This is a genomic window from Shinella sp. AETb1-6 (genome assembly GCF_009826875.1).
Lineage (GTDB): Bacteria > Pseudomonadota > Alphaproteobacteria > Rhizobiales > Rhizobiaceae > Shinella > Shinella sumterensis.
Genome location: NZ_WUMM01000013.1, coordinates 86,246 through 108,770, shown reverse-complemented (window position 1 = coordinate 108,770; position 22,525 = coordinate 86,246). Strand labels below are relative to the sequence as shown.

The 22,525-nt window shown below is 62.3% G+C and carries 24 protein-coding genes; 14 read left to right on the top strand and 10 right to left on the bottom strand.

From position 1 onward, the window contains the following. Positions 1-114: 114 nt before the first annotated feature. The 3 genes from GR158_RS20520 to GR158_RS20515 form a co-directional block, all read right to left on the bottom strand. On the bottom strand, positions 115-1,596 hold the full coding sequence (locus tag GR158_RS20520; protein ID WP_160872385.1) for a phospholipase D-like domain-containing protein: 1,482 nt from the start codon (positions 1,594-1,596) through the stop codon (positions 115-117). Between the two features lie 160 nt (positions 1,597-1,756). Continuing rightward, the gene (locus tag GR158_RS25205) at positions 1,757-1,927 is read right to left on the bottom strand and encodes a hypothetical protein (RefSeq protein WP_202402375.1); all 171 of its coding nucleotides are present in this window, start codon (positions 1,925-1,927) and stop codon (positions 1,757-1,759) included. 96 nt (positions 1,928-2,023) lie between these two features. Beyond that, positions 2,024-2,326 carry a DUF982 domain-containing protein gene (locus tag GR158_RS20515; protein ID WP_134650413.1) on the bottom strand — a complete coding sequence of 101 codons (303 nt, stop codon included), beginning with the start codon at positions 2,324-2,326 and terminating at the stop codon, positions 2,024-2,026. 223 nt (positions 2,327-2,549) lie between these two features. Here GR158_RS20515 and GR158_RS20510 point away from each other — a divergent pair, with 223 nt between their 5' ends. Then, on the top strand, positions 2,550-3,086 hold the full coding sequence (locus tag GR158_RS20510) for an acyloxyacyl hydrolase (protein WP_134650348.1): 537 nt from the start codon (positions 2,550-2,552) through the stop codon (positions 3,084-3,086). 63 nt (positions 3,087-3,149) lie between these two features. Here the strand turns inward: GR158_RS20510 and GR158_RS20505 are convergent, their stop codons facing one another. The 7 genes from GR158_RS20505 to GR158_RS20475 form a co-directional block, all read right to left on the bottom strand. Then, the gene (locus GR158_RS20505) at positions 3,150-3,395 is read right to left on the bottom strand and encodes a hypothetical protein (protein WP_160872384.1); all 246 of its coding nucleotides are present in this window, start codon (positions 3,393-3,395) and stop codon (positions 3,150-3,152) included. 112 nt (positions 3,396-3,507) lie between these two features. Beyond that, positions 3,508-4,317 (bottom strand): IclR family transcriptional regulator, encoded by an 810-nt coding sequence (locus GR158_RS20500; protein WP_134650347.1) that lies wholly within the window; start codon positions 4,315-4,317, stop codon positions 3,508-3,510. A 13-nt stretch (positions 4,318-4,330) separates the two neighbouring features. Beyond that, positions 4,331-4,726 (bottom strand): RidA family protein, encoded by a 396-nt coding sequence (locus tag GR158_RS20495; RefSeq protein WP_134650346.1) that lies wholly within the window; start codon positions 4,724-4,726, stop codon positions 4,331-4,333. A gap of 19 nt (positions 4,727-4,745) precedes the next feature. Beyond that, positions 4,746-5,516 (bottom strand): amino acid ABC transporter ATP-binding protein, encoded by a 771-nt coding sequence (locus tag GR158_RS20490; RefSeq protein WP_160872383.1) that lies wholly within the window; start codon positions 5,514-5,516, stop codon positions 4,746-4,748. An 11-nt stretch (positions 5,517-5,527) separates the two neighbouring features. Continuing rightward, positions 5,528-6,193: an amino acid ABC transporter permease gene (locus GR158_RS20485; RefSeq protein WP_134650344.1), complete on the bottom strand. Its 666-nt coding sequence runs from the start codon at positions 6,191-6,193 to the stop codon at positions 5,528-5,530. A gap of 4 nt (positions 6,194-6,197) precedes the next feature. After that, complete coding sequence (locus GR158_RS20480; protein WP_134650343.1) at positions 6,198-6,860, bottom strand: amino acid ABC transporter permease; 663 nt, start codon at positions 6,858-6,860, stop codon at positions 6,198-6,200. 89 nt (positions 6,861-6,949) lie between these two features. Then, positions 6,950-7,789: a transporter substrate-binding domain-containing protein gene (locus GR158_RS20475; protein ID WP_134650342.1), complete on the bottom strand. Its 840-nt coding sequence runs from the start codon at positions 7,787-7,789 to the stop codon at positions 6,950-6,952. Positions 7,790-7,949: 160 nt separating this feature from the next. Here GR158_RS20475 and GR158_RS20470 point away from each other — a divergent pair, with 160 nt between their 5' ends. The 13 genes from GR158_RS20470 to GR158_RS20410 all read left to right on the top strand — a co-directional run bounded on the left by GR158_RS20470 (position 7,950) and on the right by GR158_RS20410 (position 22,520). Continuing rightward, positions 7,950-9,041 carry a D-TA family PLP-dependent enzyme gene (locus GR158_RS20470; protein WP_160872401.1) on the top strand — a complete coding sequence of 364 codons (1,092 nt, stop codon included), beginning with the start codon at positions 7,950-7,952 and terminating at the stop codon, positions 9,039-9,041. A 461-nt stretch (positions 9,042-9,502) separates the two neighbouring features. Further along, on the top strand, positions 9,503-10,513 hold the full coding sequence (locus GR158_RS20465) for an ABC transporter substrate-binding protein (protein WP_160872382.1): 1,011 nt from the start codon (positions 9,503-9,505) through the stop codon (positions 10,511-10,513). Between the two features lie 74 nt (positions 10,514-10,587). Continuing rightward, positions 10,588-11,394: an ABC transporter ATP-binding protein gene (locus GR158_RS20460; protein ID WP_134650339.1), complete on the top strand. Its 807-nt coding sequence runs from the start codon at positions 10,588-10,590 to the stop codon at positions 11,392-11,394. Beyond that, on the top strand, positions 11,387-12,289 hold the full coding sequence (locus GR158_RS20455; protein ID WP_134650338.1) for an ABC transporter permease: 903 nt from the start codon (positions 11,387-11,389) through the stop codon (positions 12,287-12,289). Before GR158_RS20460 ends, GR158_RS20455 begins: the two co-directional genes overlap by 8 nt. 35 nt (positions 12,290-12,324) lie before the next feature. Then, positions 12,325-13,212, top strand: coding sequence for a LysR family transcriptional regulator (locus GR158_RS20450; protein WP_134650337.1), 888 nt, complete (start codon positions 12,325-12,327; stop codon positions 13,210-13,212). Positions 13,213-13,362: 150 nt separating this feature from the next. Then, on the top strand, positions 13,363-14,151 hold the full coding sequence (locus GR158_RS20445) for an RraA family protein (protein ID WP_160872381.1): 789 nt from the start codon (positions 13,363-13,365) through the stop codon (positions 14,149-14,151). Positions 14,152-14,156: 5 nt separating this feature from the next. Continuing rightward, positions 14,157-15,074: a DUF1932 domain-containing protein gene (locus GR158_RS20440; protein WP_160872380.1), complete on the top strand. Its 918-nt coding sequence runs from the start codon at positions 14,157-14,159 to the stop codon at positions 15,072-15,074. 15 nt (positions 15,075-15,089) lie between these two features. Next, positions 15,090-15,758, top strand: coding sequence for a 4-carboxy-4-hydroxy-2-oxoadipate aldolase/oxaloacetate decarboxylase (locus GR158_RS20435; RefSeq protein ID WP_160872379.1), 669 nt, complete (start codon positions 15,090-15,092; stop codon positions 15,756-15,758). Between the two features lie 44 nt (positions 15,759-15,802). Next, complete coding sequence (locus tag GR158_RS20430) at positions 15,803-16,993, top strand: mandelate racemase/muconate lactonizing enzyme family protein (RefSeq protein ID WP_160872378.1); 1,191 nt, start codon at positions 15,803-15,805, stop codon at positions 16,991-16,993. A gap of 16 nt (positions 16,994-17,009) precedes the next feature. Continuing rightward, the gene (locus tag GR158_RS20425; RefSeq protein ID WP_160872377.1) at positions 17,010-17,669 is read left to right on the top strand and encodes a 4-carboxy-4-hydroxy-2-oxoadipate aldolase/oxaloacetate decarboxylase; all 660 of its coding nucleotides are present in this window, start codon (positions 17,010-17,012) and stop codon (positions 17,667-17,669) included. A 20-nt stretch (positions 17,670-17,689) separates the two neighbouring features. Next, complete coding sequence (locus tag GR158_RS20420) at positions 17,690-19,069, top strand: FAD-binding oxidoreductase (RefSeq protein WP_160872376.1); 1,380 nt, start codon at positions 17,690-17,692, stop codon at positions 19,067-19,069. A 41-nt stretch (positions 19,070-19,110) separates the two neighbouring features. Further along, positions 19,111-20,133, top strand: a complete 1,023-nt coding sequence (locus tag GR158_RS20415) for an ABC transporter substrate-binding protein (protein WP_160872375.1) — start codon at positions 19,111-19,113, stop codon at positions 20,131-20,133. Between the two features lie 26 nt (positions 20,134-20,159). Next, the gene (locus GR158_RS20410) at positions 20,160-22,520 is read left to right on the top strand and encodes a molybdopterin-dependent oxidoreductase (RefSeq protein WP_160872374.1); all 2,361 of its coding nucleotides are present in this window, start codon (positions 20,160-20,162) and stop codon (positions 22,518-22,520) included. Positions 22,521-22,525: the final 5 nt, after the last annotated feature.

Here is a 22,525-nt window from a genome sequence, read left to right as displayed (position 1 = left end):
CGATGGCATATATGTATGCGCCAGCTGGCGGCGGTTCGCGACCATCTCAGCGAAAGATTATAGCTCCGCGGGAGATATTCGGGACGTGAGCGCCCGCGCGCTAAGGACACCGGCTCAGCCTTCGCGCTTTCGCCACCGACGCGGCAAGTGCAGCCCGCCTCGAAACAAGCCACGGCGTGCTATCGTTTCGAACATCTCCTCGGGTCCTTCCGGATCGAAGATTTCATTATCGGCGAGCCACTTCTCGAGATCCGAAACATCGGGCGTCTGGTAAGGGATCAGGGTGCGTCCCGGCTGCGATGTGCGGAGCGTTTCAATCGCAGCGATCAGGGATCCGGACCGCGCCGCTTCCTGCTCCACGGTGTGAACGGACACGCCGAGATGTTCGGCGAGCAGGTCGTTTCTGAACGCCGCAATCCGATGACGCTTCTCTTCAGAGCCGCCGGCTTCGAATGCGACATCACATTCCCGGTCGAAGCGCATGGACCGGTTGTTCATGTTCGAGGAGCCGACACGCACAATCGCGTCGTCCACGATCATCAGCTTCGAATGCACGTAAATCGGCTGCTTGCGCACGGTTACCGGGTGATACATCCGGAACCGGTTGTGCGGATCGTGCCGTCTCAGCGATTCCCGTAAGCGTGCTCTGGCGGTGTCCATCGCGAGCGCGCCAAGCCAGTTGTCGGAGGCGATGGGATTGATGAGCACGACCTCCGGGCCATCAGGCTCGGCCAGCCGGTGGGCGATTGCCTGGGCCACCGCCCGCGACGCGAAATACTGGCTTTCCGCGTAGATCAATGTGCGGGCGGCGGCGATCATGTCGAGATAGAGTTTCTCGATTTCGACGACCCGGCTCTCGTCGAGATGCAAGGGCTCTGTGCGGGCAACGGCCAGGTTCACCGAACCGAACGAGAAGCCCGCATTCGGCCTGTCGATAACGGTTTCTCGTGACGGAGCCCGAGGCACTTCATCGCCGCCGGCCCGCCGCCATCGCATGCGACAAAGTTCTGCCAGGGCACGGGCCGCCTCGCCGGTGAACATGCTGGAGGCGTCGTGCCACGGTCCGTAAGGCGCGCCGCTTGGCCGGCGCCGCAGCCGATTGTCGTCAAGATGGTCGCGCGTATCCCAACGGTCCAGCGTGACATCGATTCCCCCGCAGAAGGCTATTTCGTCATCGACGACCAGCATCTTCTGATGGTGGGAACTCCCGACGGGATGTTTTCCGTCCAGTTTCACGGAAATGCGCGGATGCCATTTCCATCGCAGGAGGTAGGGCAGGTTGGACGGCCTCATCCAACTTGCGAGGAGTGCGGGGCTCCACAGGAGTATTCTGATCTCGAGATCGGGATTTTGGCGTGCCAGCCAGAGAATGAAGTCGCCAACCTTGCGCGGCGCGCCGTCATCGACATCCGGTCGACCGAGCGCCGTACCTGCATCGAAGTCCCATCCTACAAGGAATATGGAATGCCGAGCGGTTCGCATGACATTGCGGATCGCACCGAAATAATCGTCGGCATCGACGATAATCGAAAAATCGTCTGCCCGCGCAATACTCCAGCAGTTGGATCCGGGCCGGAACATTGACCCGTCAGACATTCAGACCTCCCTTAACGCGCGCGTACAATACCTATAACCGGGACGTCTTCAATCAATCCTGCAAAGGTGGAAAGTTGAAAAATTCCCGGTCACTTGTATCGCTCTTACGGCGCTTCGGAGCGTTTCTCCAGTCTGTGCGAATCTCTTACATGCCGGCGATCTACAGCCTCTTCGGCAAATCGCCGTTCTCATCCGGGTTCGGGTTCGGCAACTCGTCAGGCAGCACGTCAGGGTCCGGTTCCTGGATCGGCGGCTCGGGCAGGTCGGGGGTCGGATCGGGAACGATGCCGGGCGGGTTCTTCGGGGTCGGGTCGACTGGTGCAATGGCCATGATGATCTCCTTCTGAGGGAAAGGCCTGCCGGCGGCCGAATGTTCCGCCGGCCGTGGAGAGGCCACGATCGTAGCCTCCCCATCATCATCGACGCATCAAGCGGATACGCGGCCGCCGCCGGACCGCGAGCGGATCATCCACGGCTGCACACCGGGCGATTTCACCAGAATGCCCTTTTTGTCGCCGAATGCGCGGATGGCATCACGCCCGACTTTGACGGGTTTGAGGCCATCGAAGGCCATGTGGCAGGTCTTGAGCGTTGCGTCGTGAACGATATCACGATCATTTCGAGGCCACGCTTCGAGAAAGTCGATGGCATCTTCCAGGCACGTTATTTCTTCGATCAGATCTCTGCCTTTCTTGAGATATACCGGCCGATCGAAAACCTTGGCATTCATTTCTACCTCACTGAAAACGTTGGTGATCAACAAGGATGGCGCTCACGATGGCGCCGATTCAGAATCTATTTTCGGTCGTTTGCGGTTTCAAGATGGAGCTTGCGGCACGTGTTATTTTGGGGCGGGGACGAGCAAAAACGCCGGCGATTAACCCGAAGGTTAACACGGTGACATCGGGTGCATTCCGGGTAATAGTCGAAGCGGTTGATTCGGGGCGCTCGCAATGAAACGATTGATTGCTTCACTCGCGGTGGCTCCGCTGGTTTTCTTGCCGGCGGCTGCTCAGGCGGGAGAGTTGCTGGACGAGTTCAGAATCGGCGGAAGCGGGATTCTCGATAGCGATTCATCGGGAGACAAGGGGTTCGTCGGTTCCGCCGAAGTGTTCCTCGCACCGTTCGAAAGCACGCATAGTGGCGTTGCGAAGGTTCTTCTGGAGCCGCGGGTTCAGCTCGGCGTCTCCGGCGGGTCTTCCGGTACCGATCAAGTTTACACCGGTCTGAACTGGCATCTGCCCCTCGGGGAAACGTTCTTCGCTGAAGCCGGCTTTGGCGGTACGGTTCACAATGGCAATCTTGATTCCGGCGAGGGCCCGCTTCTCGGTTGTCGCTTCCTTTTCCGCGAGCATGTCGCTTTCGGTATGAAGGTGACGGATACTGTGAGTGTCATGGCCACCGCGGACCACTCCTCGCATGCAAACCTCTGCGACGGGCCGAACGATGGCATCACCCATGCCGGCTTGGCGATCGGCGTAAAATTCTAGACAGCGTACGGTCGAACCACCGCACCATTCCGCCGAAACCAAGCCGCATTCGCGCCATCTGCTTCAGGAGCCGTAAGCGCCCTTGTTGGGATGTCTCGGCGCTTCGGCGTTGACCGCTTTCCGGCCCGGCTCAAGAGGGCGCTTGTCGGCAGAGCCGGAAACGCGCTCAGCCTCTTTCCTGCCTTTGTCCGGCTTCGGCTGCTTGTGTTCCATCGCCGCCGGATGTGTGCCATCCGAAATGCCGCCTGGGTGAGGATCCTCCACCTGCGGTATCGGTGCGACCGTCCGGCTGTCGTTGGATTTTGTCATATCCGGTCTCCCTTTTCAGGGAAATGCCGACAGGCTGCCGCCGGTTCCGTCGGACGGGCGGATCGCGCTGCTTCTCATCTGCGGAGGTTGGAAGTGGGGCAGGGGCTGGACGTTACCCGCTTCTGGCTGTCGATCGGTCCCTGATCTGCTGATATCCAAGCTTATCGGAGATTTCATTCGCGGCACTGAGCAGACTTTCGAGATACCCCGTCCGATTTCGCAGACCGTCCTCACGCGGGGTGACGAGGCACAGTGTGGCTATACAGGCGCCGTCGGCCTGGCGTACCGGGACGGCAAAGCAGTGCGTAAAATTTTCAACCTCGCTGTTGAATGTGAAGAAACCGTCCCGGTCGGCCTGACGGACCTGCGAGATGAATTCAGACGGGTCCATGCGCCGGCCGTTGGGAAGGACGAAGTCTTCCGGCGGGATAAGGTCGATAATCTGCTGGTCGGTGAGATGGGAGACCAGCAGGCGGCCGGACGCCGTCCAGGCGATGGAGACGAGTTCGCCGACATTGGAGGAAATGCGAAACGGACGAACGCCCTCTCGCATCATGGCGACCGTATATTTCCGGCCTTCGAGAAGGCACATCTGCGCCGTCTCGCGGGTCTCCTCGGCAAGCCGAACCAGCATGCGGTCGCACTCGCGCATGAGATCGAACTGTTCGGCATAGGCCGTGCCGAGGAAGTAGAGGCGGCGGCCGAGAAAAACGCGTCCGTCGCCGCCCTGGTAATCCAGCATGCCGTGGCTGAGCAGCAGGTTGACGAGCTCATAAACCGATGAGCGCGGCGCACCGATCTCGGCAGCGATCTCGTTCGGGCGCATGGGCTGGCGTTTTACGCGCAGAAATTCGAGGATCTCGAAGGCGCGGTCCAGTCCCCGGGTGCGTCGCGATACGCTATCGCCTGCGGCCTCGGTCATGCTGTTCTCCAGTTTATCTTTGCTTGCGATCGGCGCGGTAGGCCACGCAATCGACTTCCACCTTGCAATCGACCATCATCCGCGACTGAACACAAGCGCGTGCCGGCGGGTTTGCGCCGAAGTACTCCGTATAGACGCCGTTGAAACTCCAGAAGTCCCGGGGATCGTCGAGCCAGACGCCGACGCGGACGACGTCTTCGACGCCGTAGCCTGCTTCGTGCAGGATGGCGATCAGGTTTTCGATTGCCTTGCGCGTCTCGGCGACGATGCCGCCGCGGACGATCTCGCCCTTTTCCATAGGCACCTGGCCGGAAACATGGAGCCAGCCGTCGGCTTCGACGGCGCGTGCGAATGGAAGGGGTTGTCCGCCAGCGCCGGTTTCGCCTGCGCCGTACCGTTTGATCGTCATGTCGTATCTCTCTTTTGTTTTAGTTGAAGCTGGAAGTCTTGAGGAATTCGGCCAACCGCTCGGTCCTGGGGTTGATGAACATGTCCTTCGGGTCGCCTTCCTCGCAGATGACGCCCTGGTTCATGAAGATCACGCGGTTGGAAACCTCATAGGCAAATCGCATTTCGTGGGTGACGAGCAACATGCTCATGCCATCGGCGGCGAGGCCCTTGATGACCTGCAGCACCTCGCCCACCAGTTCGGGGTCGAGCGCCGAGGTCACCTCGTCGAACAGCATCAGCTGCGGCGCCATGGCGATCGCTCGTGCAATCGCCACGCGCTGCTGCTGGCCGCCGGAAAGCTGGCCGGGGTAATGTCCGCCACGCGTGCCGAGCCCGACGCGGTCGAGCCACGTCTCACCGACAGCGCGGGCCTCGTCGCGGCTCATTTTCTTGACCTTCACGAGGCCGAGCATGACGTTCTGAAGCGCGGTCATATGCGGGAAGAGATTGAACTGCTGGAAGGCCATGCCGGTCATGGCACGCTGGCGGGCGATTTCCTTTTCGCTCTTGCGCCGGCGGACCGAGCCGGATTGCTCGTAGCCGATCTCCTCGCCTGCCAGACGGATGCTTCCTCCATGGAACTCTTCCAGCATGTTGATGCAGCGGAGCATCGTCGTCTTGCCGGAACCGGAGGAGCCGATGATCGAGATCACCTCGCCCTCCCGCATGGTGCAATCGACGCCCTTTAAGACTTCAAGCGAGCCATATTGCTTTCGCAGGCCCTGGATTTCGAGAAGTACCTTGCTCATGACATGCGGCCTCAGGACGGAACGGCGGTCTTGCGTTCGACATATTTGCCGAAGCGCTCGATGCTGTAGTTGATGACGAAATAGAGAAGCCCGGCGAAGAAATAGAACTGCAGGCTCATGAAGTTGCGGGAAATGATCTCCTGGGTGCGAAGCAGAAGTTCGGCGACCCCGATGACCGACAGAAGCGTCGAGGCCTTCACCATCTCGGCGGCCGTGTTGACCCAGGCGGGCAGGAACTGGCGCAGTGCCTGGGGCCAGAGCACGTAAGCGAATGTCTGCACGAAGGTCAGACCGATCGCTTTGGCAGCCTCCGTCTGGCCTTGCGGGATGGCCTGCAGTCCGCCGCGGACGATCTCGCCCACATGCGAAGAGCAGAAGATGGCCAGTGCCAGCACGCCCGCCTGGAACGGGCCGAGCTCGATGCCGATGGTGGAAAGCACGTAATAGCTGGCCAGAACAAGCACGAGCACCGGCGTGCCGCGGATGAAATCGGTGTAGGCACGCACGACGAAGCGCAGAAGCTTGTTGCCATAGACCAGCGACAGGCCGACGAAAACGCCGAGGATCGAGCCTGCGACAATCGCCAGCAGCGAGATCGATACGGTGACGCCGAGCCCCTTCAGGATGACGACGCGGGCAAGCCAGACCTGCTCGAGAAAGGTGGAGAGTTCCGTCATGGCATCACCTCGGAACGGAAAGCCGGCGCTCTGCGACACGCATCAGCGCGGCAAGAACGGAGCAGGTGGCGACATAGAGCCCGGATGCGACGATCCATGTCTCGATGACGCGGAAGGTCTCGACATTGATCTTGCGCGCCTCGAAGGTGAGCTCCGGTACGGCGATTGCCGCTGCGAGCGAGGTGTCCTTGAAGAGTGATATGATCGTCGACGACAGGGACGGAAGCACGTTTCGAAACATCAGCGGCGCGATAATCGAGCTGCGGATCTGCATCGGCGTCAGCCCGATGGCGAGGCCGGCTTCCGTCAGTCCACGTGGGATCGAAAGCAGGCCGGCGCGAAACACTTCGGCGAGGTAAGCGCCGGAATAGAGGGCGAGCACGGCCACGAAGCTTTCGATCTTGCCGAGCCGGACGCCGAGCTGCGGAAGCGCGAAATAGGCAAACAGCACGAGAACCAGGATCGGCAGATTGCGGATAACGGTGACATAGGCGGCGGCCGGTGCCTTGGTCCAGGCACTCTTCGAGATCAGCGCGAAGGCGAGGAGCAAGCCGATAAGCGCGCCGATCAGTATCGATACGAAAGCCAGGCCGAGACTGAGCAGCAGACCTTCCAGAAGCTGGTCGAAGCTGCGCCAGACGGCGGCGAAATTGAGCGAATAGCCCATGGCGTCATCCTGCCATCATAGGGTTGGGAGGACGAAGGACAGCTGTCCTCCGTCCCAAGAATGTAAGCTTCGGCTTACTTGTATTCGCCTTACTTGTACTCGACCGGGAAGCCGATCTGGGGCGGCGTGAGTTCCTTGCCGAACCAGGTCTTGTAGGAATTGGCGTAGAAGTCGAATTCCACACCGGTCATCGCTTCGTGGAGCGCGGTGTTGACGAAGTTCAGCCAATCCTGGTCGCCGCGCTTGACGCCGCAGGCATAGGTCTGCGGGTTCCAGCCGTAGCCGGCGTCCTTGTAGCGGCCCTGGTTCTGGGTCATGTACCAGGCGAGCGACGACTGGTCGGTCGCGGCGGCGTCGGAACGGCCGGATTCGAGCGCCTGATAGATCATGTCGACGGATTCGTATTGATCGACATTGGCTTCCGGCAGGGCGGCGTGCACCATGGCCTCTGCATAGACATTCTGCAGCACCGAGATGGTGACGGACGAGCCCGCGGCCTTGAGCGCGTCATAGTCGGCATATTTGCCATCAGCCTTGAGCATCAGGCCGACGCCTTCCCGATAGTAGGGAATGGTGAACGCGATCTGCTGAGCACGCTCGCCGGTCACCGTCATGAACTGGCATGTCAGGTCCACCTTGTCGGTGGTGATGTTGGGAATGCGTGCGTCCGACGACTGGTTCACATATTCGATCTTGTCGGGATCGCCGAACAGCGCCTTGGCGACGATGCGTCCCATGTCGACGTCGAAACCCTGCAGCTTGTCGTCGGCACTTTTGAAATGCCATGGCGCATTGGTGCTGCCGGTTCCCAGAACGAGATGACCGCGTGCGAGCACTTCATCGAGCTTGCTTCCGTCAGCAAGCACCGGAGTGGCGAAGAATGTGGCTGCGGCCATCGCAATCATACCGGCGCGTGAGAAATTGTTCATCGTGTTCCCCTGATATCTGAGTGCTTCTTAAATCCAGTATATTGGACACATGTCTGCATTACCGGATTGACATATGAAGTCCCTTAGCCGATGGATTGTCAATAGTGGTTCACGGATAATTATGGAGACGCGGAGGAACCCCTCTCGCCGTCTATCCCGCATGGAGGTCCTTGTGACATTTTCGCCTGCTGATATTGCCGAGATACAGACGCCGGCCGTGTTGATCGACCTCGATGTGGCCGTCGCCAATATCCGTCGGTTCCAGGAATATGCCGACAGCCACGCCTTGAACGTCCGGCCGCATATCAAGACCCACAAATTGCCTGCGATCGCGGATCTGCAGATAGCGGCGGGTGCGATCGGGATCACATGCCAGAAGGTTTCCGAAGCCGAGGCGATGGTTTCGGGTAGTCGCTCGATCGCTGACGTTCTCATCACCTACAACATCGTCGGCGCGGAGAAACTTCAGCGTCTCAAGGCGTTGGCGACACGCGTGAAGCTTTCGGTCGTGGCCGATAGCGTGGCGATCGTGGACGGCCTTTCATCAGCGTTCCGCGATGAAGCGCAACCGCTCACGGTGCTGGTGGAATGCGACACCGGTGCCAACCGGTGCGGTGTGCTGACCCCTGATGCGGCAACGTCTCTCGCGGCATATATCCACAAGATGCCGGGCCTGGTTTTCGGCGGCTTGATGACCTATCCGCCGGCTGGGGGCGAAGCGGCGGTCGAGGCGTTCATGCGCGTGGCCAAAGCGGACATCGAGGCCCTGGGAATAAAGGTTCCCGTCATCACGTCCGGCGGCACCCCCTCCATGATGCACGCGGCCGAGGCGCCAACGACAACGGAGTACCGGCCCGGTACCTATGTCTACAATGACCGGTCGCTCGTATCCCGCGGCGCCTGCGGATGGGAGGACTGCGCCCTCACGGTCTTGGCGACCGTTGTCTCGGTGCCCGCAGAGAACCGGGCGATCATAGACGCCGGATCGAAAGTCCTGACGTCCGATCTTCTCGGGCTGACGGGCTACGGGCATGTCCTGGGTCGCGACGATATCGCCATCGACCAGTTGTCCGAAGAACACGGACGCCTGATGAGCAACGGGCCGATTGCCCTTTCCGTCGGAGACAAGATCCGTATCGTGCCAAATCACGCATGCGTTGTGACCAACATGGTCGATGCCGTATCCGTCATCGGCAACGGTTTGCTTCGGACGGAGGCCTGGCCCGTCACGGCGCGCGGCATGGTGGTTTGATTCAAGCAGTTCGGTGCCGGTCGGGGATGTAATCGACTCTTTTTATAGAAAATTTTGATCCCGCCGATGCCCGCCCTCCGGGCAATATCGTTCGCAGGCGCCGTTCGGCTATGAAAAGCTGTTCCGCGCTGCCGACGATCGGGAGTTAAAGTCGTTTTTTCGATCGTTTTTGATCGGAATAATTCCGCTTTTGTCGGTCGATATCCTGTGCAAGTGTTTGTCCAGACGATCTCTGATGAAAGAAATTCCATGCAGTTCTCCAAGGCAATCGAATATTCGAATGCCCCTCGAATGAGAGGGATGAGCCGCATGAACCCATGTCCGGCAGGGTTGGACATGAGGACGCGCTAGAAACGGCGATCGACGTCTGAATCGATCGCGTAACCGCAAAGACGGTTCACCACATTCCCGTCACGTCACAGCGACCCGTTTCGATCGAAACGGGCGCCAAGGAGTCGAGCATGCTTATCACGAGACGCCAAGGACTGGGCCTTCTGGCCGGCGCCGCGGCAACGCTTTCCCTGCCATCGATCAGCCGCGCCCAGCAGGCGGCGAAAACGGTGATCGGCGTGCAGAACGGCCTGCCCTACCTCAACTTCATCGTCGCCGAAAAGCTCGGCCTGTTCGAGAAGCATGCAGGAGAACTCGGCGTGAAATCGGACTTCGAGATCACCCGTCTTGGCGGTCCCACTGCAATTACCGAAGCGATCCTCAGCGGCAACGTGCAGATCGCGGCCCTCGGCATCCAGCCCCTGTTGATCGGCTGGGAAAAGACGCTCAACAACTACAAGATGGGCGGCATCAGCGGTTACTGGAAGGGCTCCTACACGATCTATGCGAACGATCCGGCCATCAAGTCGATTGCCGATATTCGCCCGACCGACAAGATCGCCGTACCCGGCCCGACGAGCTCGCAGGCCGTGATCCTGCGCCGTGCGGCGGAGAAGATCTTCGGACCCGGCAATGCGAACAAGTTCGACGAGCAGCTCGTCACGCTGCCCCATCCGGACGCGGTTGCCGCACTTTCGACCGGCAACACGGTTCAGGTCTATTTCGCGCTCTCGCCCTTTACCGAAATCCTTGCCAAGGCGCCCAACGTCCATGTCATCGGCAAATCCGCCGACTACAATCCGCCTGGCCTCACCAACGGGGTAACGGCCGGCCTTTCGAACTTCGTTTCGGAAAATCCGGTCGTCATCAAGGCATTCCTGGCGGCACTCGGCGAAGCCAACGCGTTCATTCCGGCAAACATCGAGAAGACGGCGGAAATCTACTTCGCGGCCGAGCCGTCCAAGCTTGCCGACGACGAGAAGGTCGAGATCATCCGCAACAATGCGAATGAATACACGACCACGCCGAATGGCGTGATCGACACCGCCAATTTCATCAGCAAGCTCGGCCAGCTCAAGACCGTGCCGGCCAAGTGGCAGGACGTCTTCTTCGCACCGATCAACGAAGGCGAGGGGAGCTAAGCGCGGACAATGCGCTGAGCATTGTCGTTGCGGCCCCGCTCCCGCGGGGCCGTGGCGCAGGAAGGACAGCCCGCATGCAACAAACCAATGGCCGGAACACCAGTCCGAGCGAGCCGCTTCTCGCGGTCGATGGCGTGACGCTGCAATATGCGACGCGCCAGCAGATCGTGACGGCCACGCATCGTGTGTCGTTCGATATGTACGAGCATGACCGGTTCGTTCTTCTGGGCCCTTCGGGTTGCGGCAAGTCGACGCTGCTGAAGAGCATCGGCGGCTTCCTGTCGCCGGTCGAGGGCGAGATCCGGCTGAAAGGACAGCGTATCGCCCGGCCCGGACCGGACAGGATGATCGTCTTCCAGGAATTCGATCAGCTGCTGCCCTGGCAGACCGTGCTGCAGAACGTCGTTTTCCCCATGCGCACGGCCGGTCGCTTCGCGCGTGGCGAGTGGGAAGACCGCGCGCGCGCCGCAATCGCCAAGGTCGGTCTCGGCAAGTTCGTCGATGCCTATCCGCATACGCTGTCCGGCGGCATGAAGCAGCGTGTGGCGATCGCGAGGGCGCTGGCGATGGAGCCGGCCGTCCTGTTGATGGACGAGCCGTTCGCGGCACTCGACGCCCTGACGCGCCGGCGCATGCAGGAGGAGCTTCTCGATTTGTGGGCGGAGATCCGCTTCTCCATGATCTTCGTCACGCATTCGATCGAGGAGGCCATCCTGCTGGCAAGCCGGATCGTGGTGATGACCCCGCATCCCGGCCAGATCATCGCGGAACTCGATGCGACGCGCTTTGCCCACGATCAGTCGGGAAGCGACGAATTCGTCTCGTTCCACAAGCAGATCAACGGCATGCTGTTCGGTCAGCAGAAGGTGGCAAATGGCTGACGTTTCGACACAGGCGCAAAAGCAGGTGATAGAAGTCGCCTTCCGCCCGGACATTCATCGTCCATTGGCCGCGGCAAATGCCATCGGCGACGTGACGCAGAAGCTCGGCCTCTTCGAGCGCCTGAGCGAGAAGACGTGGCTGCGCCGCCTGGCCGTCATCCTCGTGCTCGTCATCGCCTGGGAGCTTTACGCCCGTTATGCCAGCAACGAGCTGATGTTCCCTTCCTTCAGCAATACCGCGCTTGCGTGGTGGGAGGGCGTTCGCTCCGGCGTGCTCATCCGCGCCGTCTACGGCACGATGCAGGTGCTGCTTCTTGGATACGCGGTCGCGATCGGCATTTCCGCGCTCATCACGACGCTTGCCATCAGCACCCGCGTCGGCACCGATGTGCTGGCCACGATGACCGCGATGTTCAATCCGCTCCCGGCCATCGCCATCCTGCCGCTCGCCCTTCTGTGGTTCGGGCTGGGTGTCACGAGCCTCGTCTTCGTCATCGTGCATTCGGTGCTGTGGGCGGTGTCGCTCAACACGTTGACCGGCTTCCTCTCCGTCAGCCAGACGCAGCGCATGGTGGGGCGCAATTACGGGCTGAAGGGTGTCGGTTTCGTGCTGCGCATTCTCGTTCCCGCCGCCTTCCCCTCGATCCTGTCCGGCCTGAAGATCGGCTGGGCCTTCGCCTGGAGAACGCTGATTGCGGCAGAGCTGGTCTTCGGTGTCTCCGGAAGCTCTGCCGGCCTCGGCTGGTACATCTTCCAGAACCGAAATGCGCTGGAGACCGCGAATGTCTTCGCCGGCCTGCTGACGGTCATCATCATCGGTCTTCTCGTGGAGGGCGTGGTCTTCCGCAGCATCGAGGCCGTCACCGTGCGTCGCTGGGGCATGCAGAACAGCTAGGGCGGCGCCCGGCTCAACTTCGTTGGCAGATAATCATGGTTACCATAAAGCAGGTTGAAGCGGCCCATTGGGTGGAAAAGCTCGGAAGCTTTCACGCGGCTGCCGAACGGCTCAACACCACCCAATCGACGATATCCAAGCGCATCCAGGAGCTGGAGCAGTCGCTCGGCTTTGCCGTCTTCGACCGGTCTCACAAGATGTCCCAGCTCACGGTACAGGGGCGCGGCCTGCTGGACGATTTTTCGGCCATGCTCAGCCTGCATCACAAGATCGAGCACTATGCCAGCAGTGACGAGGGTTATTCCGGCTACTTCCATCTCGGTGCAACGGAAATGGTGGCGCTGACGTGGCTGCCGAAGCTGATCGGGGCCATCACCGCACGTTTTCCCAACATCAATCTCAAGACCAGCATCAACATGACGCATGAGCTTCAGGCGAAGTTCAGCGAATACAAGCTGGATCTCGTATTGTGCCCGATGACACACAGCGAGGCGCTGGCCGGGCAGCCCTCCGTGCCCTTGCAGCCGCTGGAATCCGCCTGGATGTGCGGCTCGGGGTTTGCGCTCGGGCGCCAGGGCATCCTCTCGCCGCAGGACATTGCCGGCCTGCCGCTCCTGACCTTCAACGAAGGCTCGCTCCTGCATCAGACCGTTGTGAAGACGCTGGCCGAACACGGTCACACGGCGCGCCAGACCATCACCTGTAGCAGCATGATCGCGCTGGCGGAGCTGGTGCGCGAGGGGCTGGGCATCGCCTATCTCCCGCGCGAATACTTCCAGGCCTATGGCGGCCTCAGCGTGGTCCATACGAGCATGGCGATGCGCCCGCTGCAATATGCGGCGATCTACCGGGACGACCTGATCGCCTCGCAGATCGCGCGCCTGGCGCAGGACCATTGCCGATTTGCGAGGCCGGGCGCGTGACGAACCTCAAGCCACGGCAAAGCATCACCGCCGCGATCACGGATCGAGGAAATCGATCGGGTGCGGCCGACTTATTTCGCTTGATCGCGGGCGGCCTTGCCGGGCTTTTCGGCGGCAAAAGCCTGCCGCGGGCAGGCCATGGAGGCGTGATTGTCCGATAACACCCAAACCGTTGCCGAACAGCTGAAGGCATTCGAAGGACAGCTTCTCGGCCTTATCCCGGTCGATCGCATCAGGGCGGTGAGTTTTCCGCGCCCGGCGCCCGATATCATCGAGCGCTACAAGCGTCTGCCCGACCTCACGTCCTCGATCGCCGATATCCTGGACCAGTTCGGCGTCGACAGTGCCATTCCGACGACGCTGCTGGCGCCGCTGGCGCCCGGCCAGCGCATGGTCGGCCCGGCTGTCACCGTCAAGCACGGGCCCGCACGCTTCAATGCGGGATACAACGTTGCCAACAGGACCAGCCCGCAGCTCGGTGCCGTGGATGAAGTGACCCTCTCCAGAGCCGGTGACGTGATGGTGATCGACGGCAGCGCGGTTCCGACCGCCTCCAACATCGGTGGCATCATGGCCACCGCCGTCGCCGCGAAGGGCTTTGCCGGCGTGGTGGTCGATGGTTGTGTCCGCGATGTGGAAAACATGAAACGCATGGGGCTGCCGGTCTGGGCGCGCGGAGCGACCCCACGCACCGGCAAGCACCGCATGGAGCTGGTGGAATTCAACGGCAAGGTGGATGTCGCCGGCGTGCAGGTTCTGCCGGGCGATCTGGTGCTGGGGGATTCCGACGGCGTGATCATCGTGCCCTACGATCTGTGCGAAGAGGTGCTGTTGCGCGCAGAGCAGGTCGCAGAGAAGGAAAAGGTCCTGCTCGGCGCCATCGAAGCCGGCGCCTCCGCCAAGGAAAGCGCCTCCATCATTTCGCCGGACAAGTGGTGAGCGACATGGCCCAGCTCCCACGCCTCATGTTCGTCGGCTTCGGTGAGGCGGCCTCGCTTTTCGCCAAAGGCTTTGCGCAGCAAGGCGTGGAGCGGCTTGCAGCCTACAGTCCGTCGGTCCATGGCGGTCCGGGCGAAGCCCTGTTGCGCGATCGTGCGGCGCAGGCGGGGACGATTTTGCTCTTCGGGCCGGAGCAGTTTTCGGACGCCGAATGGATCTTTGCGATGGTTCCGCCCGTCAGGGCGCGCGAAGCCGCCGCATCCGTCGGACCGTACCTGACTCCGGGGACGTTCTACGTCGACTTTTCCTCCGCAGCGCCGGCAGACAAGCGCGCTGCCGCCGAGATCGTTTCGGCGGGCGGCGGCCGGTATATCGATGCCGGCATCATCGGCTCGGTGCCCACGTCCGGCCACCGCGTCCCGGTCATCGCTTCCGGCGCGGATGCTGGCGTTTTCCGCGACACGTTCGCATCCCTTGGCATGGACATCACGCTGGTCGGTGATGCGGTCGGCGCGGCTGCGGGAACGAAGCTCGTCCGCGGCATTCTCGCCAAGGGGCTGGAAGCCCTTTATGTCGAGGCGCTGGTCGTGGCTGAACGCTCGGGCGTGACCGGCGAGGTGCTCGACACGTTCTGCGCCTTTCTCGATGCGCGCAGCGCGCGGGACACGGCGGCGATCCTCCTCAAATCCCATGTCGTGCACGCCGCGCGCCGGGCCGACGAGGTGTCGCTGGCCCGCGACCTCGTTCTGGAGGCGGGCGTCGAGCCCATCATGACAGACGCCATCATTCGCGTGATGCGGCAGACGGCTGCGACATCCGCCGCCGATCGCGTCGGCCGGCGCCAGCCGGGCAGCCTCGAAGAGGCGCTGGCCGTTCTTGAAACCGAGTTGCCGGGCTCCGCCTCCGGCGCCGATCCATCCTGAAGATTGGAGACTTCCATGAGTTCGTCTCACGATAGAGAAAACGCGATCGCCCTCGCCAAGGAACTGCTCTCGTTCGGTTCCGCCGTGGTGTTCGATTCGCAGAACCGCACGGGCGCGCTGGCATCGGCGATCAAGCCGCTTCACCGCGACATGAAGATCGCCGGCCCCGCCTTCACCTGCGCCTGCGAGCCCGGCGACAACCTCACGCTTCATGCCGCACTGAAGATGGCGGCCCCGGGCGACGTGCTGGTCAGCGATGCCATGGGGGCGACGGAGCAGGGCATGTTCGGCGACGTCATGGCAAGCTGCGGCCTCGGGCGCGGTCTGGCCGGCCTCGTCACGGATGGCGGCGTGCGCGACAAGCTGACCATCATCGAGGTCGGTTTTCCGATCTTCGCCGGCAATGTCTGCATGAAGGGCACGGTCAAGGAGGTGCTCGGCCCGGTCAACACGCCGATCACGCTCGGTGGCGTTCTCGTCCGGCCTGGCGATCTTGTCATCGGCGACGAGGACGGTGTCGTCGTCGTACCGGCGGAGACGGCGGAGGCGGTGCTCGATGCCTGCCGCAAGCGCGCGCAGAAGGAAGCCCAGACGGTCTCCGCTCTCGCCGACGGCAGAACGCCCTGGGACGTCAACGATCTCGGCGGCTTCCTCCGCGCCAAGGGCGTCGCGGTCAATTTCTAAGACGACAACAGCACGGCCGATCGTTCGGCCGCAGGACCCTTAAGATGAAGATCAGCAATATCGAGACCTTCCTGTTTCATCCCGGCAGCGGCAAGAACCTGCTGTTCGTGCGCGTCGAGACGTCCGATGGCACCTATGGCTGGGGCGAGGCCTATGTCGGCGTGAAGAAGGAAGCGATCGTCGAGAAGTACGTCAACGCCATGGCGCCTTATCTCGTCGGCCGCAGCCCCTACACGATCCGCCACATGGCGCAGGTCATGTTCGACGATTTCGCCATCCGTCGCACGTCGGTCGATTTCCTCTGCGCCTGGAGCGCCATCGAGATCGCGCTCTGGGATATCGTCGGCAAGCTCTCCAACCAGCCGGTCTATAATCTGCTGGGGGGCCCGGTGCGCGAAAAGGTTCGCATCTATGCGAATGGCTGGTGGTATGGCGTCACCAATATCGAAGAGACCGTGGAGCGCGCGCTGCAGGTCAAGGACATGGGTTACACCGCGCTGAAGTGGGATCCGTTCCCCGGCCCGTGGCGAACCTTCATCTCCCGCGAAGAAGAGGACTACGCGGTCGACAATGTCCGCGCGGTGCGCGAAGCACTCGGGCCCGATATCGATCTCCTGATCGACGCGCATCGCCGCGTCGCGCCGCATCACGCCATCCGCGTGGCGCGCCGGCTCGAGGAGTTCGGCATCTTCTGCTACGAGGAGCCCTGCCTTTCGGACAATATCGATCTCGTCGCCGAAGTGCGCCGCTCGATCGCCACGCCCGTCGTGACCGGCGAGACGCTCTATACGAAGGAGCAGTTCGCGCAGGTCTTCGAAAAGCGCGCGGCCGATATTCTCAATCCGGACATCTGCGCCGTAGGCGGTGTTCTCCAGATGCTCGACATCGCCGCCATGGCGCAGCCGCACGCGATCGCGATCAGCCCGCACAACTACAACAGCCCCGTCGTCGGCCTCGCCGCGACGGTGCATCTGTCCGCGCTTATCCCGAATTTCCTAATCGCCGAATGCTTCATCAACCTGTCGGACGCCTGCGCGGAAATCGCCTCGCCGGGCCTGATGATCGAGGATGGCTGGGTCGACCTGCCGACCGGCCCGGGCCTTGGGGTGGACATCGATGTCGATGCCCTCCGCCGGCATCCCTACAAGGATTTCCCGCACAAGGACATGCGCCAGTACTGGGAAGAGTTCCCGCGCAAGAATTACGTCTGGGGCGTCGCGAACGTTACCCGTTGAGAACCGGAGACCGAAAATGACCGATTTTGCTTTGACGCCCGAACTGCTGGCCCGCTACGAAACCGTGACCGCGGCAACTGCGCATGAAGCCATGGGCCGCAAGGGCGCGCTCGATTCCGCGATCAAGCCGATCCGCAGCGGCATGCGCGTGCTGGGGCCGGCCTTCACCTGCGTCTGCCCGCCCGGCGACAACCTGACGCTTCATGCGGCATTGAAGCTTGCCAAGCCTGGCGACGTCCTCGTCTGCGCGGCCGCGGGCTTTACCGAACAGGGCCTGTTCGGCGACGTCATGGCGAGCGCCGCCAAGGGCAAGGGCCTTGCGGGCCTGATCGTCGATGGCGGCGTGCGTGACGCCAGCGACATTCACAGGATCGGCTTCCCGGTCTTCAGCCGCTCGATCTCGATCAAGGGCGCGGTCAAGGAAACCCTCGGGCCCTTGAACGAGCCGATCGTCGTCGGGGGCGAACTGGTTTCGCCGGGCGACCTCATCATCGGCGACGACGATGGGGTGGTGGTTATCCCGAAGGCGCTGATCGCCGAGACCGCAGACGCCTGCCTCGAGCGCGAGCAGAAGGAAATCCGTTTCCGCGAAGCGCTCCTTCAGGGCAACACGACCTGGGAAATGCTCAACCTCAACGCCCTGATGGAAAAGAAGGGAAGCGCCTTCCGCCTGTAAGCGGTGGGGCTTGCAACGGCATGACCACTATCGATCAGACGATCAATGAGCTCGAAGCCCTTTTCGGAACCCGTGTTTCGCGCGCCGAAGCGGTGCGAAAGCACCATGGCGACGATCTCTCCTATATTCCCGCCATGCTGCCGGATGCGGTGTTCTTCGCGGAAAGCACGAAGGATGTCAGCCAGGCGCTTGCGATCTGCAATGCCAATCGCACGCCGGTCATACCCTTCGGCACGGGCACGTCGATTGAGGGGCAGACCCATGCCCTGAAGGGCGGCATCTCCATCGATGTCTCGGGCATGGCCGATATCCTCGCCGTGAACGAGGCGGACTTCGACGCCGTGGTGCAGCCGGGGGTTCGCCGCAAGCAGCTGAACGAGCATCTTCGCGCCACCGGCCTGAGCTTCCCTGTCGATCCGGGCGCGGATGCCTCGATCGGCGGCATGGCGGCGACCCGCGCCTCCGGTACGAACGCCGTGCGCTATGGAACGATGCGCGAGAATGTGCTGGCGCTGGAAGTGGTGTTGCCGGACGGCAAGGTCATCCGGACCGGAACCCGCGCCCGCAAGTCCTCGACCGGCTATGATCTGACCAAGCTCTTCGTCGGCTCGGAAGGCACGCTCGGCATCATTACGGAGGCGACCGTGCGGCTTCATCCGATCCCGGCGGCCATCTCGTCTGCCGTCTGCACGTTCGGCTCTCTACAGGGGGCTGTGGACGCGGTCATCGCGACCATGCAGTCCGGCGTTCCGATGGCCCGCATAGAGTTTCTCGATGAGGTCGCCATCGAGGCGGCCAACAACTATTCCAAGCTCAGCCTGAAGATCGCGCCGACGCTGTTCCTCGAATTCCACGGAACGGAAACGGGCATCAAGGAGCAGGCGGAAACGGTCGAGGCCATCGCCGCCGAATATGGGGCGGACGGCTTCGAATGGGCCACGCGCCCGGAGGATCGCAATCGACTCTGGCAGGCGCGGCACGATTCCAGCCACGCCACACGGGCGCTGCGTCCTGGCTCGGCGAACTTCGTGACGGATGCCTGCGTGCCGATCTCCGCGCTTGCGGACAACATTCTGGCCGCGCGCGCGGATGCCGATCAGTCGTTCCTGCGCACGAAGATCAACGGTCATGTCGGCGACGGCAATTTCCACGTCAACTACCTCGTCATGCCGGGTGCGACGGACGAGATCCGCGAAGCCGAGCGGCTGGCGGCGCGCGTGGTGGAACGCGCGCTCGAAAGCGGGGGCACGGCCAGCGGCGAGCATGGCATCGGCATCGGCAAGCTGAAATTCATGCGCCGCGAACACGGGCCCGCGCTGGAAAGCATGGTCGCCCTCAAGCACGCCTTCGATCCGAACGACATCATGAATCCCGGCAAGCTCGGCTCGCTGCTCGACTAACCGGATCTCCCATAAAACATCCTCATGAGAAGGAACTTGCAATGACACAGTCCCCGGAATTGACCCGGCGCAGTCTTCTCGCCGCAGGCCTTGGTGCCGGTGTTTCAATCGGGCTCGGCCTGCCGGCATTCGCCGCGCAGAGGGAAATCAATATCGGCATCAATACTGGCCTGCCGTTTCTTCCCTACGCCGTTGCCGAACAGCTCGACCTGTTCAATACGACCGCGAAGGATCTCGGCGTCACGGACGCGACATTCGCGATCCGCCGCATCAACGTCGCCACCGCACTGATCGACGCCATTCTCACGCAGAACGTCCAGTTCGGCACGCTCGGCAATCAGGCGCTCCTCAACACCTGGGCCAAGACGCGGGGCAACGTGAACTTCCGCGGTATCTCGGCCTACTGGAAAGGCAAGTTCTCGGTCTTTTCCAACACGGACAGGATCAAGAGTTTCGCGGACATCGGGCCGGACGACAAGATCGCCGTCCAGGGGCCGAAAAGCGCGCAGGCGCTTTACGTCAAGCTGGCTGCCATGCACTATTTCGGGCCGGATCAGGCACACCGCTTCGACAACCAGCTCGTTCTGTTGCCGCACACCGAGGCGGTGACGGCGCTGACGCGGTCGGATGCCATCCAGGTCTATATGGGGATTTCCCCCTATTCGGAATTCGTCGCGAAATCGCCGCGGGTTCACCTTCTGGCGACCTCGCGCGACTTTGCCGATCCGGCGACCACCAATGCTTTCCTCGGCGCCATCGAGCCTGTTTACATGGCGCACCCCGATGTTCCGGCCGTGATCATCGAGACCCTGAACCGTGCCAACAAGATTATCCTCGAGGATCCCGAACAGGCGACCAAACTTTATTCCGCCGCGGAAAAGACGCCTCTGTCGTTTGACGAGTTGCGCGCTGTCATCGCGGCGAGCAATGATGACTATGCCACCGTGCCGAACGGCCTCATGAAGGTGGCGAATGTCATGAGCGAGCTTGGAGACCTGAAGGATGTTCCCGCGTCCTGGAAAGACTTCTTCACCGGCCCGATCACGCAAACCGAAGGCAGTTGATCTCGACTGAACAGGAGCAGAGCCTCATGTTGCCAACGCCCGAGCGGCAGACGATCGCGACCCATTGGGGTCTCTACCGGCCGAAGATGGTCGATGGCACGATCGCGCGCCTCGATCCCTTCGAGCTGGACAAGGATCCCGTGCCGCTTGCAGAGGGGCTGGTCGAGGCCCACTCCGCGCCGTCGCGCATCTTGAGGCCGGCGGTGCGGCAGTCGTTCCTCCGGGCGCGCGAGGCAGGACGCCGCGGTGCCGGCGACGGCGCGGGCAGGGGCTATGAGCCCTTCGTCGAGCTGCCCTGGGACGAGGCGCTCGACCTCGCGGCCGCCGAGCTGGATTACGTACGCCGTACCTTCGGCAACAAGGGCATTTATGGCGGTTCCTACGGCTGGAGTTCGGCCGGACGGTTCCACCACGCGCAGAGCCAGGTGCATCGTTTCCTCAACAGCATCGGCGGCTATACGCGGTCGGTGCAGAACTACAGCTTCGCCGCCGCGGACATGATCCTTCCTCATGTGATCGGAAGCCGGAAGGGCCTGATCGACGGCCACACGTCATGGGAACGGGTCGTCTCGCACGCGAAGATCGTCGTGATGTTCGGCGGCGCCCCGCTGCGCAATGCGCAGGTCGGCTCCGGTGGCGTGGCGTCCCATATCGTTCGTGAGGCGATGGAGCTTTCCGCCGCCAATGGCGTGCGGGTCGTCTCCGTTTCGCCGATCAGGGACGACACGGCAGGCGATAACGTCGAGTGGCTGCCCATCCGGCCGGGAACCGACACGGCCATGCTGCTGGCGATGATGCAGGTTCTCATCGCCGAGGGACGTGCCGATCTCGACGTCCTGTCGCGCTACACGGTCGGCTACGACAAGCTCGCGGCCTATGTGACCGGTGCCGTGGACGGACTGCCGAAGACGCCGCAATGGGCCGCCGACATCTGCGGGGTACCCGGCGAGACCATCCGGGGCCTCGCTCTTGCGATGGCCGGTACGCGCAGCTTCCTCATGATGTCATGGTCCTTGCAACGCGCGGATTTCGGTGAGCAGCCCTATTGGGCAAGCGTCGCGCTCGCCGCAATGCTCGGGCAGATCGGTCTGCCGGGCGGGGGTTTCGGGTTCGGTTACGCCTGCGCCAACGGTATCGGCAATGCGATACCGGACGTCAAATGGCCCTCCCTGCCGCAAGGCACGAACGCGGTCTCCGATTATATCCCCGTCGCACGTATCGCCGATGCGCTCTTGCATCCCGGCGAGCGCTACGATTTCAACGGCGAGAGCCGGGTCTATCCGGACCTGAAGCTCATCTACTGGGCGGGCGGAAACCCCTTCCACCATCACCAGGACCTCAACCGGCTCCGCCGTGCCTGGCAGAAGCCGGAGACCGTCATTGTCAACGACAGCTGGTGGAATCCGCTTGCGCGCCATGCGGACATTGTGTTTCCGGCGACGACGACGCTCGAGCGCAACGATATCGCCTGCTCGGCGCGCGATCTGTTCATCGCAGCCTCCCATGCAAGCCTCGTTCCGGCCGGCGAAGCGCGGGATGACCACGCGATCTTCGCGGGCCTGGCCGATCGGCTCGGTGCACGCGATGCGTTCACCGGTGGGCGGGATATCGAATCCTGGCTCCGGCACATGTATTCCAACGCCCGGCAGATGGCGGCCGGTATCGGTCATGAACTGCCGGAATTCGAGCGCTTCTGGTCGCAAGGCGTCGCCCTCCTGCCGCCGCCTCCGCCGGCGGAACAGACGGATCTGCTCGGGGCTTTCCGCGACGATCCGGAAAAACATGCGCTGGACACCCCGTCCGGCAAGATCGAGCTCTACTCCGAGACGGTCGCCGGCTTCGGGTATGACGATTGCCCGGGGCATCCGGCGTGGCTTGCGCCAAGGGAATGGCTGGGGGCGCCGCTGGCCGCCCGCTACCCGCTCCACCTTCTCTCCAACCAGCCCAAACGCCGGCTGCACAGCCAGTATGATGTTGCGGCCCATTCGCGGAGCGGCAAGGTGCATGACCGCGAGGTGATGCGCATGCATCCCGACGATGCGGCCGCACGCGGGCTTGCCGATGGCAACGTGGTGAAGGTCTTTAACGATCGCGGCGCCTGCTTGGCTGCTGTAGAGACAAGCGACGATCTTCTGCCCGGCGTCGTTCAGCTCGCCACCGGCGCATGGTACGATCCGCTACCGGCCGCCGACGGTGATCCGCAGCCCTTGGAAATCCACGGCAATCCCAACGTCCTGACGGCGGATGTCGGCACATCGCGCCTGGCCCAGGGGCCGAGTGCACAATCCTGCCTCGTCCAGGTGGAGCGGTTCGATGCGCCGCTGCCGCCCGTCCAGGCCTTTACCCCTCCGCCCTTCGTGTCTCGGCTGCGCGGCACGAAGGCCTGACGAAA

Bases quoted from the DNA above. Each gene is read 5' to 3' on its own strand.
- GR158_RS20510 (WP_134650348.1), top strand. From the start codon at position 2,550: ATGAAACGATTGATTGCTTCACTCGCGGTGGCTCCGCTGGTTTTCTTG.
- GR158_RS20430 (WP_160872378.1), top strand. From the start codon at position 15,803: ATGAAGATCAGCAATATCGAGACCTTCCTGTTTCATCCCGGCAGCGGC.
- GR158_RS20450 (WP_134650337.1), top strand. From the start codon at position 12,325: ATGGTTACCATAAAGCAGGTTGAAGCGGCCCATTGGGTGGAAAAGCTC.
- GR158_RS20420 (WP_160872376.1), top strand. From the start codon at position 17,690: ATGACCACTATCGATCAGACGATCAATGAGCTCGAAGCCCTTTTCGGA.
- GR158_RS20485 (WP_134650344.1), bottom strand. From the start codon at position 6,193: ATGACGGAACTCTCCACCTTTCTCGAGCAGGTCTGGCTTGCCCGCGTC.
- GR158_RS20515 (WP_134650413.1), bottom strand. From the start codon at position 2,326: ATGAATGCCAAGGTTTTCGATCGGCCGGTATATCTCAAGAAAGGCAGA.
- GR158_RS20415 (WP_160872375.1), top strand. From the start codon at position 19,111: ATGACACAGTCCCCGGAATTGACCCGGCGCAGTCTTCTCGCCGCAGGC.
- GR158_RS20460 (WP_134650339.1), top strand. From the start codon at position 10,588: ATGCAACAAACCAATGGCCGGAACACCAGTCCGAGCGAGCCGCTTCTC.
- GR158_RS25205 (WP_202402375.1), bottom strand. From the start codon at position 1,927: ATGGCCATTGCACCAGTCGACCCGACCCCGAAGAACCCGCCCGGCATC.
- GR158_RS20500 (WP_134650347.1), bottom strand. From the start codon at position 4,317: ATGACCGAGGCCGCAGGCGATAGCGTATCGCGACGCACCCGGGGACTG.
- GR158_RS20465 (WP_160872382.1), top strand. From the start codon at position 9,503: ATGCTTATCACGAGACGCCAAGGACTGGGCCTTCTGGCCGGCGCCGCG.
- GR158_RS20475 (WP_134650342.1), bottom strand. From the start codon at position 7,789: ATGAACAATTTCTCACGCGCCGGTATGATTGCGATGGCCGCAGCCACA.
- GR158_RS20495 (WP_134650346.1), bottom strand. From the start codon at position 4,726: ATGACGATCAAACGGTACGGCGCAGGCGAAACCGGCGCTGGCGGACAA.
- GR158_RS20520 (WP_160872385.1), bottom strand. From the start codon at position 1,596: ATGTCTGACGGGTCAATGTTCCGGCCCGGATCCAACTGCTGGAGTATT.
- GR158_RS20410 (WP_160872374.1), top strand. From the start codon at position 20,160: ATGTTGCCAACGCCCGAGCGGCAGACGATCGCGACCCATTGGGGTCTC.
- GR158_RS20490 (WP_160872383.1), bottom strand. From the start codon at position 5,516: ATGAGCAAGGTACTTCTCGAAATCCAGGGCCTGCGAAAGCAATATGGC.
- GR158_RS20455 (WP_134650338.1), top strand. From the start codon at position 11,387: ATGGCTGACGTTTCGACACAGGCGCAAAAGCAGGTGATAGAAGTCGCC.
- GR158_RS20435 (WP_160872379.1), top strand. From the start codon at position 15,090: ATGAGTTCGTCTCACGATAGAGAAAACGCGATCGCCCTCGCCAAGGAA.
- GR158_RS20505 (WP_160872384.1), bottom strand. From the start codon at position 3,395: ATGACAAAATCCAACGACAGCCGGACGGTCGCACCGATACCGCAGGTG.
- GR158_RS20470 (WP_160872401.1), top strand. From the start codon at position 7,950: ATGGAGGTCCTTGTGACATTTTCGCCTGCTGATATTGCCGAGATACAG.
- GR158_RS20425 (WP_160872377.1), top strand. From the start codon at position 17,010: ATGACCGATTTTGCTTTGACGCCCGAACTGCTGGCCCGCTACGAAACC.
- GR158_RS20440 (WP_160872380.1), top strand. From the start codon at position 14,157: ATGGCCCAGCTCCCACGCCTCATGTTCGTCGGCTTCGGTGAGGCGGCC.
- GR158_RS20480 (WP_134650343.1), bottom strand. From the start codon at position 6,860: ATGGGCTATTCGCTCAATTTCGCCGCCGTCTGGCGCAGCTTCGACCAG.